The 6,514-nt window shown below is 45.9% G+C and carries 8 protein-coding genes; all 8 read right to left on the bottom strand.

What is annotated here, in order from left to right; translation table 11 throughout:
* The coding region (locus ABJH64_RS05325) for a DUF4138 domain-containing protein (RefSeq protein ID WP_348299740.1) at nucleotides 1-504 on the bottom strand (504 nt) is incomplete at its 3' end.
* A 29-nt stretch (nucleotides 505-533) separates the two neighbouring features.
* Nucleotides 534-1,799: a conjugative transposon protein TraM gene (gene traM / locus ABJH64_RS05320; protein ID WP_348299738.1), complete on the bottom strand. Its 1,266-nt coding sequence runs from the start codon at nucleotides 1,797-1,799 to the stop codon at nucleotides 534-536.
* Nucleotides 1,800-1,801: 2 nt separating this feature from the next.
* Nucleotides 1,802-2,419 carry a conjugative transposon protein TraK gene (traK, locus tag ABJH64_RS05315; protein WP_348299736.1) on the bottom strand — a complete coding sequence of 206 codons (618 nt, stop codon included), beginning with the start codon at nucleotides 2,417-2,419 and terminating at the stop codon, nucleotides 1,802-1,804.
* 12 nt (nucleotides 2,420-2,431) lie between these two features.
* Complete coding sequence (gene traJ / locus ABJH64_RS05310; RefSeq protein ID WP_348299734.1) at nucleotides 2,432-3,655, bottom strand: conjugative transposon protein TraJ; 1,224 nt, start codon at nucleotides 3,653-3,655, stop codon at nucleotides 2,432-2,434.
* A gap of 14 nt (nucleotides 3,656-3,669) precedes the next feature.
* Complete coding sequence (locus tag ABJH64_RS05305; RefSeq protein WP_348299732.1) at nucleotides 3,670-4,308, bottom strand: TerB family tellurite resistance protein; 639 nt, start codon at nucleotides 4,306-4,308, stop codon at nucleotides 3,670-3,672.
* 7 nt (nucleotides 4,309-4,315) lie between these two features.
* The gene (locus ABJH64_RS05300; RefSeq protein ID WP_348299730.1) at nucleotides 4,316-4,963 is read right to left on the bottom strand and encodes a hypothetical protein; all 648 of its coding nucleotides are present in this window, start codon (nucleotides 4,961-4,963) and stop codon (nucleotides 4,316-4,318) included.
* A 27-nt stretch (nucleotides 4,964-4,990) separates the two neighbouring features.
* Nucleotides 4,991-5,695 carry a conjugal transfer protein TraI gene (locus tag ABJH64_RS05295; RefSeq protein ID WP_348299728.1) on the bottom strand — a complete coding sequence of 235 codons (705 nt, stop codon included), beginning with the start codon at nucleotides 5,693-5,695 and terminating at the stop codon, nucleotides 4,991-4,993.
* 113 nt (nucleotides 5,696-5,808) lie between these two features.
* Nucleotides 5,809-6,514: TraG family conjugative transposon ATPase (locus ABJH64_RS05290; RefSeq protein WP_348299726.1), on the bottom strand; the 706-nt coding region annotated here is incomplete at its 5' end.

The following is a 6,514-nucleotide window of genomic DNA, read 5'->3' as shown; positions in this document are numbered from 1 at the left end:
TCCGGTCAGAGCAACCCCTGTCAAAAACCTCCGCTGGCGGAGGGCGGGCATGGACCTGTTTTTTGTGGCAACTTTTCTTGCTGTCTCTGCCAGTTCAGATTCTGCCTGAATCTGATTCCCAAAATCTGCCAAGTCTGAATTGCCTGTTTGCAGGATTTTCAGATTGAGGTTTTGGGGCACTTTTTGGTACTCCAATGCAAAGGAATAGAAGCTGCCGTCCTCAGTTATTACGGTCAGATTGCTGTTCTGCAATCCACTATTTTCAGCTTTTACCTGTAGGATGTTCTCAACAGCACTGGCTTTTTGGACAAGGATGTTCCGGTTTCCCCGATCCACGCTTTTTATCGCATGGGGAAAGATCAGGTTGGTGGTCATCTGATCACTGATCTGGAGATCGGAGGCAAGGATGGACTGCGAGGTGTTTTTGGAAACCCCTTGCGCAGTCAAATCGACGGTGGAAATCAGGCCCAAGGCAGCAATGAGAATGAGTTGAAAATTTTTCATGTGATTAGATTTAAGGAGTCGGGGAATAATTACTTGTTTTCAACAATCCAGACCAGATAGCCTGCTTTAAGATTGACTTTGACCTGTCTGATCTTTTTGCCCAGAAAACTTTTTGCGGTTTCTATCCCGGCACTGGTAGCCTGGGCTTCTAGGGAATTGTCAAAGCTGCTAAAGCCTAATCCCTGCAAGGCCTGACTTCCTGATTGCGTACTGACTTGTTGTGTAATGGATCCGGGAATCCTTATCCCTTCCATGCCGTCGGCATCGTGGATGCGGAGATCTACAGGAATAATAGCATCGGCAACCCGGATATGGCGGATGGAAATCTTCAGTCTGTCTCCATTCAAGGAGGCTACACCATACACCAGCTGGTCTTTGGGGATGATTACTCCGGCAATATTTGCCTCTTGGGTTAAACGTAACCTGACTGTTTCTCCTGAAATCAGGGTTTGCTCTTCATTGATTACTGCCTGGATTGACTGGGAGATCTGGTGTTTTGGAGCATCGTTTTCCAATCCAAAGAATCCGTTTTGACTTAGACTTTCATTCGGTGATGAGTAATCCAAACTGGTGGATTGGGGGTTGGAAACTGCTGAAATAACTGGGTTTTGATCTGAGACAATTGCTTTTCGTTCTGCTTCCACCCGTTGCTGTACCCGCTCTGGATGCTGGATGTCGAGGATCTTGTCCAGAAGTTCTGCCATCTGCTGAAATTCGGGATCAGGCTGTGCGTTGGTACTCTGCATTTGCTGCATCATTTGATCCAGCCGGTCCAGATCCGCATCCAATCCTGAGTTTGATTGCATTGAGGCAGTACTGACTTCATCAGAAGAAGCAGCTGCTGTAGTCACAGTTTCAGGACTTTCAGAAAGGGTTTTGTTGAGTGCTTCCAGTCTTTCCAAAATCAATTCTTCCTGGGTATCACTGTACAGGTGTTGATTTGATGTCTTTTCTATCTCTGGTGACTCCAATGATGGATCGGATTCACTTTCTATTTCGGCATTAAATGCCATTCTGTAGTAGGGGTCTTTTTTAACTTCCTGAAGGTATCGGGTGGAGTCGGCATGGGAGCGTTGGTAATGCCCCATTTTATCCAGAGATTTTTCCCCTGCTTCTGCTATTCCGGGAAGCTCCAGATTGAAGCCTTTCTGTGCGGAATCAATTGGGAAATCATCCGGGTTTTTGCCTCCTCCCAATGCCCAGAAGGTCAGGGTAAGAAAGGGGACAGTCAGGATTGGGATCATCAGCAACAACTGTCGCTTTTGTCGGAATTTTTGGTTTTGTGAATGGTTCATAGCTATCGTGTTTGGATTTGGATGTCATAATTTTCAAGGGTACTCCACTTTTCAATGAGGAATCCATGGGGATTGTGTTCGCTTCTGGAGACAGTTCTTAAGTAGCCTTCGGTGATCAATTGTCTGGTGACAATGGAGCCGGTCCTGGTAAGAACCTGCTTGCCGTAGTACCTGAAATAATAAGGGGTTTGCTTCAGGTCCACCTGCACACTGTCAGTCTGGATTTCCTGGCTGATATTTCCTGCAATGATGTTGGAGTAGTAATTGCTTTCCCGCAGGTTGTCGTACTGTCTTTTTGCGGACGCATCAGCCAGGTAAAGGGCTTTGGTGGTATTGGCTTTGATTACTTTATCGTCAGGATCCAGTGTGAAGAAATACCGGTGGAAAGTTGAAATGTGGTCTTTGGCTTCGACAGAAAGGTTGTCTCTTCTGTCGGTCAACAAAGCTTCCAGAACTTTTCCGTTGGCCAGGATATACACCTTTTGCTGCAATGCGGCAGTCAGTTGCTGACTTTGGTAAAAGGTAAAGCCAGAAAAGAGCAGGCAGCCAATGATTATCACGAGCGTGAACAGCCGGATTTGACGGAAGGCAGTATCTATATTTTTTGGTTTGGTAAACATAGTCGTTCTTATTTAGCTGTTGTTCCCTTTGAGTTTGTCGGATTGATACCTGTTTCCCTCATTGAAGTATCCCGAGGAGGTGCCGTGAGAGGACATGGATTGGCGGAGTTTACCAACCTGATCTCCTAGGTAGTCTGCTGCCATGCCGGCACCTTTCCCCGCCAATAAAGCTCCTGTTCCTGCCGCCGCTACCGTTGTGGTTGTTCCTCTGGTAAAAAAGCCAGTCACTTTATGTGGCAGAGATCCTCCCGAGGCAGCGTGGACGATGTAGTTTGCCACTGAAGGCACTGAGAAATAGCCTATGATCCCAATGATCAAAAAGATCAGATACCCTGTATCGGTTGCCGAAAAGAAGGTGTCTCCGGTGCTTTCGATTTGTCCGATATCCAGTACAAGCATTTTTTCCTGTATAGTGCTGATGATGGCACCGAAGATATTGGCTACAGGAAGCCAGAGGTAGATGTTAATGTACCGGGCCAGCCAGACGGTCAGGGTGTGATGGAAACCGTCATAGATAGAGAGCCCAAAAACCAATGGCCCCAGGATAGACAGGACGATCAGCTGGAAGGTTCTCAGTGTATTGATGCACAGCGCTGCGGCTTCAAAGAGCAGTTGTAAGATTTCAGCGAGGGCCTGTTTGATCCAGTGCTTAAAGTTGAAACTGAATTTTTCCCCTGCAAATGCCAGGCTGTTGCCTATGGATTCCCAAAAACCTTCTTCTTGTGTTGGATTTTCATCATCCAGTCCTTCGGTGTATTTCAGCCATTTTTCATAATCTCCCTGTCGGTGATTATTGCGGTACATTTCTCCCTGAATGGTCCCTTTGACGAGTTCTTCTTTGTGCTTTAACAGATTCTCGATTGCCTGATTGGAATTGTCCATCATGGACGCTGTGGCTTTGACGGTCGGGTTCATCACCCCATTGATCAGGGAAAGGACGGATGGGAATAACAGGATACAAAAGCCGATGACAAATGGACGGAACAGCGGATAGAAATCGATGGGTTCAGCATTGGCAATGGAACGCCAGACTCTCGAGGCGATATACCATAAGGCTCCAAATCCTGCTATTCCCTGTGCCACGCTGATCAACTGGCTGCATAGTGGCATCATCTCAGTGTATAGCTCTTCCAAAACCCCATGCAGTCCTCTGTCATAGCCCACCTGAGCATGTGAAGTCACCGGGATAAGAATGGTTATTGAAAGTGTAGTGATGGATTTAAGAAATAATTTCATGATGCTAGCAAAACTTAGTTGTCTCTTTTTTGGTAGAGGTTTCTGATTCCATCCAGTTGCTTGGTTTCTCTAAATCGGCTGATAGCCAGCATCTGGGTTTCCTGGTTGAATGCGGTCAGGAACATCAGCTTGTTCTGTATATCCAGATGGATGCGGTCTATGGCTTCCAACCGTTCTTCATCGGACATTCTCAGTTTTCCTGCAGTCAAAACCAGCGTCAGTTCATCGAGTTGTTGCAGGCTCTTTTTAAATAGATTTCCATAGACCTGGGACAGGTAGGAAATTTCATTTACTGTAAACTGGCCTGAAGCTTTGAAGCCGGAAAATGCCCGTTTGTAATCCCTGACCAGCTTGAGCTGATAGCTGATGATTTCTGCTGTTTTGTGGTAGTTTTTGACAGCAGGACTTACCTGTAGCAGTTGGTTGAGGAAGGCCTCATGCAAGTTGAAGTTTCCCGATGCCAGGTTTTCTATCTGGGAATAGCCTGTCCTCAAGGTGGTGTACCCTTTTTCCAGATCTGAAAGGATTTGCTTGAGCTGTTCGAGTTTGGTGACGTTGAGCAGGAGCTGGGCAGCCTCGTCGGCCTGGGCATTGGAGTTCTGAAGCCCAAGCGACAGGTATAGCGGAAGTAGAAGAATAAGGAATGGTTTCATAACTTATTTAATCTTTGGTTGGTATGAATAGACTTTTATAATGTTTGATTGCCCGGGATTCATGCAGCCTCGAAAGGCTTAGGTTTTGGCAGTTTTGGTAGAAACGGACGGTATAGGTGTAGGCTTCCAGCATACTTCCATGTATTTTTTTGAGTAGAATGGCCCTTTCAGAATCACTCATTCTCAATTCATCATTTTCAAGCAGGGTTTGGAGCTCAGCCAGGATATCATCGCAGTCTTTAGCAATGGACTGAAGCACATACCGGATGATATTTTCCTCTGAAGCTTTAAACTGATTTTCGGCAAAAAGTTTAGTGGGAATCTGCAGAGTCAGTTGCCTAGTTTTGGAATAGAGAGCAATGGTACTTTCTGCTTGTGGATGCTTTTTGAGCAGGGGATTGACAGTAGAAAATGAGCTGAAATAAGTTTCATGCTGCGCGTAATCACCGTTCTGAATGGTATGCACCAAACCCAATCCTTTGGATGCTACTTCATAGCCTTCTTTGAGCACAGCTCCATAGGCTTTCAAGGCAATGAGCTGCTCTGCCAGATACTTCTTTTGGGTATCTTTCTGCTTCCACCATTCATTCCAAGTTTGGGCATGGGAAGGCAGGGACATGCTTGCCAGATAGAAAATAAGAATCAGTCGTTTCATGTTTTTGTAGTTTAATTGGGTGCTGCTTTAGCGGGTGATTCCGTAGAGGTATTGGATCTGGTTGATTTCCTTGGTATTTGCAGCCCGTTGCAGACTGAGCTGTCCGTTGCTGAGATTGAAAGCAATCAGATCCTGATAGTTTTGATCCACCCGGTTTGCGGTTTCATTGATCAGCGCCAATCGTTCCCCTTCACTCATCTGAAGGGTAAAGGATTTGACCAGCAGAGCCATCTGGTCCAGATTTTCCACCGTGGTTGCCAAAATGCCCCCATAGACCCTGGCCATGTATTCTTTTTCCGATATGGTAAAATGCCCGTCCTGCTGGATGACTGCCCAGACTTTTTTGTATTCTGATACGATCAGGGCCTGCTTCTGGGAAATTTCTTTGATCCGCTGAAATCCTGAAATGGCTGATTTGACTGTCTGTAATTCATTGAAATATTTCCCGTATAAATCCCGCTGCTTTTCGGTCCAATCGGCGATTTCCTTTAGCTTAAGTTTGGACAGGGTGTTTTCGAGTACCTTCTGCGTATTTTGCATCCAGAGCACTTTGTTCTGCTCGCGCTGGATTTTTAGGTCCATCGCTTTAATGACTTTTTTGACCCCCGCTTTGATGATTTCAAGGATAGCCATGGGAACTGCTGCTTCACTCTGCCTTGGGGATAGCGTAAGCAAGGAGCACAGCAGAGTAAGAATCAGGCTTCTTCGGATCATGTTTCTGTAGATTTTCATGTGTTTATGATTTGGTTTTTAAAGGCCACATGGAATCTCGCATGGTGAATAATCATCTCTCTGTGTGCTTTAGACATGCTCGATTTCATAAGTGAATGATTTCGGGTTGTGGGTTAGGGATTAGATTCTGCACAAAGGGCTGCAATTCCTTTTTGGATGGAACCGAAGCGTTCGGCATATTCCATGACTTTAATCTTCTCAGTTTCCTCTGTGGTGTAAGCCAGGTATTCTTCTTTGGAAACCTCGGTGCGGTAAACTTTAGAAAGGGTGCCGCCGAGACTGATAAAGACTTCCTTGTATTTGCGTTTAGGATCATTTGCCTTATTGACAGAAAGTACCATCGCCCGTTCCTTATCGGTAAGTCCCAGAAGTTGCTGGATCTGGTCGAACTTGTTCTGATACTTGGACTGATCCAACAAGATTTTGCAGTCACTGTTGTTGATGATGGCCTGCTTCACCACAGGCGAGCTGATGATGTCTTCCACTTCCTGGGTGACCACGATGGCTTCCCCAAAGAATTTTCGGACGGTTTTGAACAGGTATTTGATGTATTCGGCCATGCCTTCCTTGGCGATGGCTTTCCAGGCTTCTTCGATCAGGATCAGTTTTCGGATGCCTTTGAGCTTGCGCATTTTGTTGATAAAGACCTCCATGATGATAATCGTCACCACAGGGAAGAGGATGGGGTGGTCCTTAATGTTGTCCAGTTCAAAGACAATAAAGCGTTCCTTGAGTAGATCCAGATTTTCTGAGGCATTCAGTAGATAATCGAATTCCCCGCCTTTATAATAGGGGCGAAGCACATACAGGAAATTTCCG

Source organism: Algoriphagus sp. (assembly GCF_039969895.1).
Taxonomy (GTDB): Bacteria; Bacteroidota; Bacteroidia; order Cytophagales; family Cyclobacteriaceae; genus Algoriphagus.
Note: the sequence above shows the minus strand (reverse complement) of the source record. Positions and strands in the feature narration are given on the sequence as shown.

Coding starts and splice junctions, on each gene's coding strand:
- ABJH64_RS05305 (WP_348299732.1), bottom strand. CDS start 4,308: ATGAAACCATTCCTTATTCTTCTACTTCCGCTATACCTGTCGCTTGGG.
- ABJH64_RS05300 (WP_348299730.1), bottom strand. CDS start 4,963: ATGAAACGACTGATTCTTATTTTCTATCTGGCAAGCATGTCCCTGCCT.
- traJ (WP_348299734.1), bottom strand. CDS start 3,655: ATGAAATTATTTCTTAAATCCATCACTACACTTTCAATAACCATTCTT.
- traM (WP_348299738.1), bottom strand. CDS start 1,799: ATGAACCATTCACAAAACCAAAAATTCCGACAAAAGCGACAGTTGTTG.
- traK (WP_348299736.1), bottom strand. CDS start 2,419: ATGTTTACCAAACCAAAAAATATAGATACTGCCTTCCGTCAAATCCGG.
- ABJH64_RS05295 (WP_348299728.1), bottom strand. CDS start 5,695: ATGAAAATCTACAGAAACATGATCCGAAGAAGCCTGATTCTTACTCTG.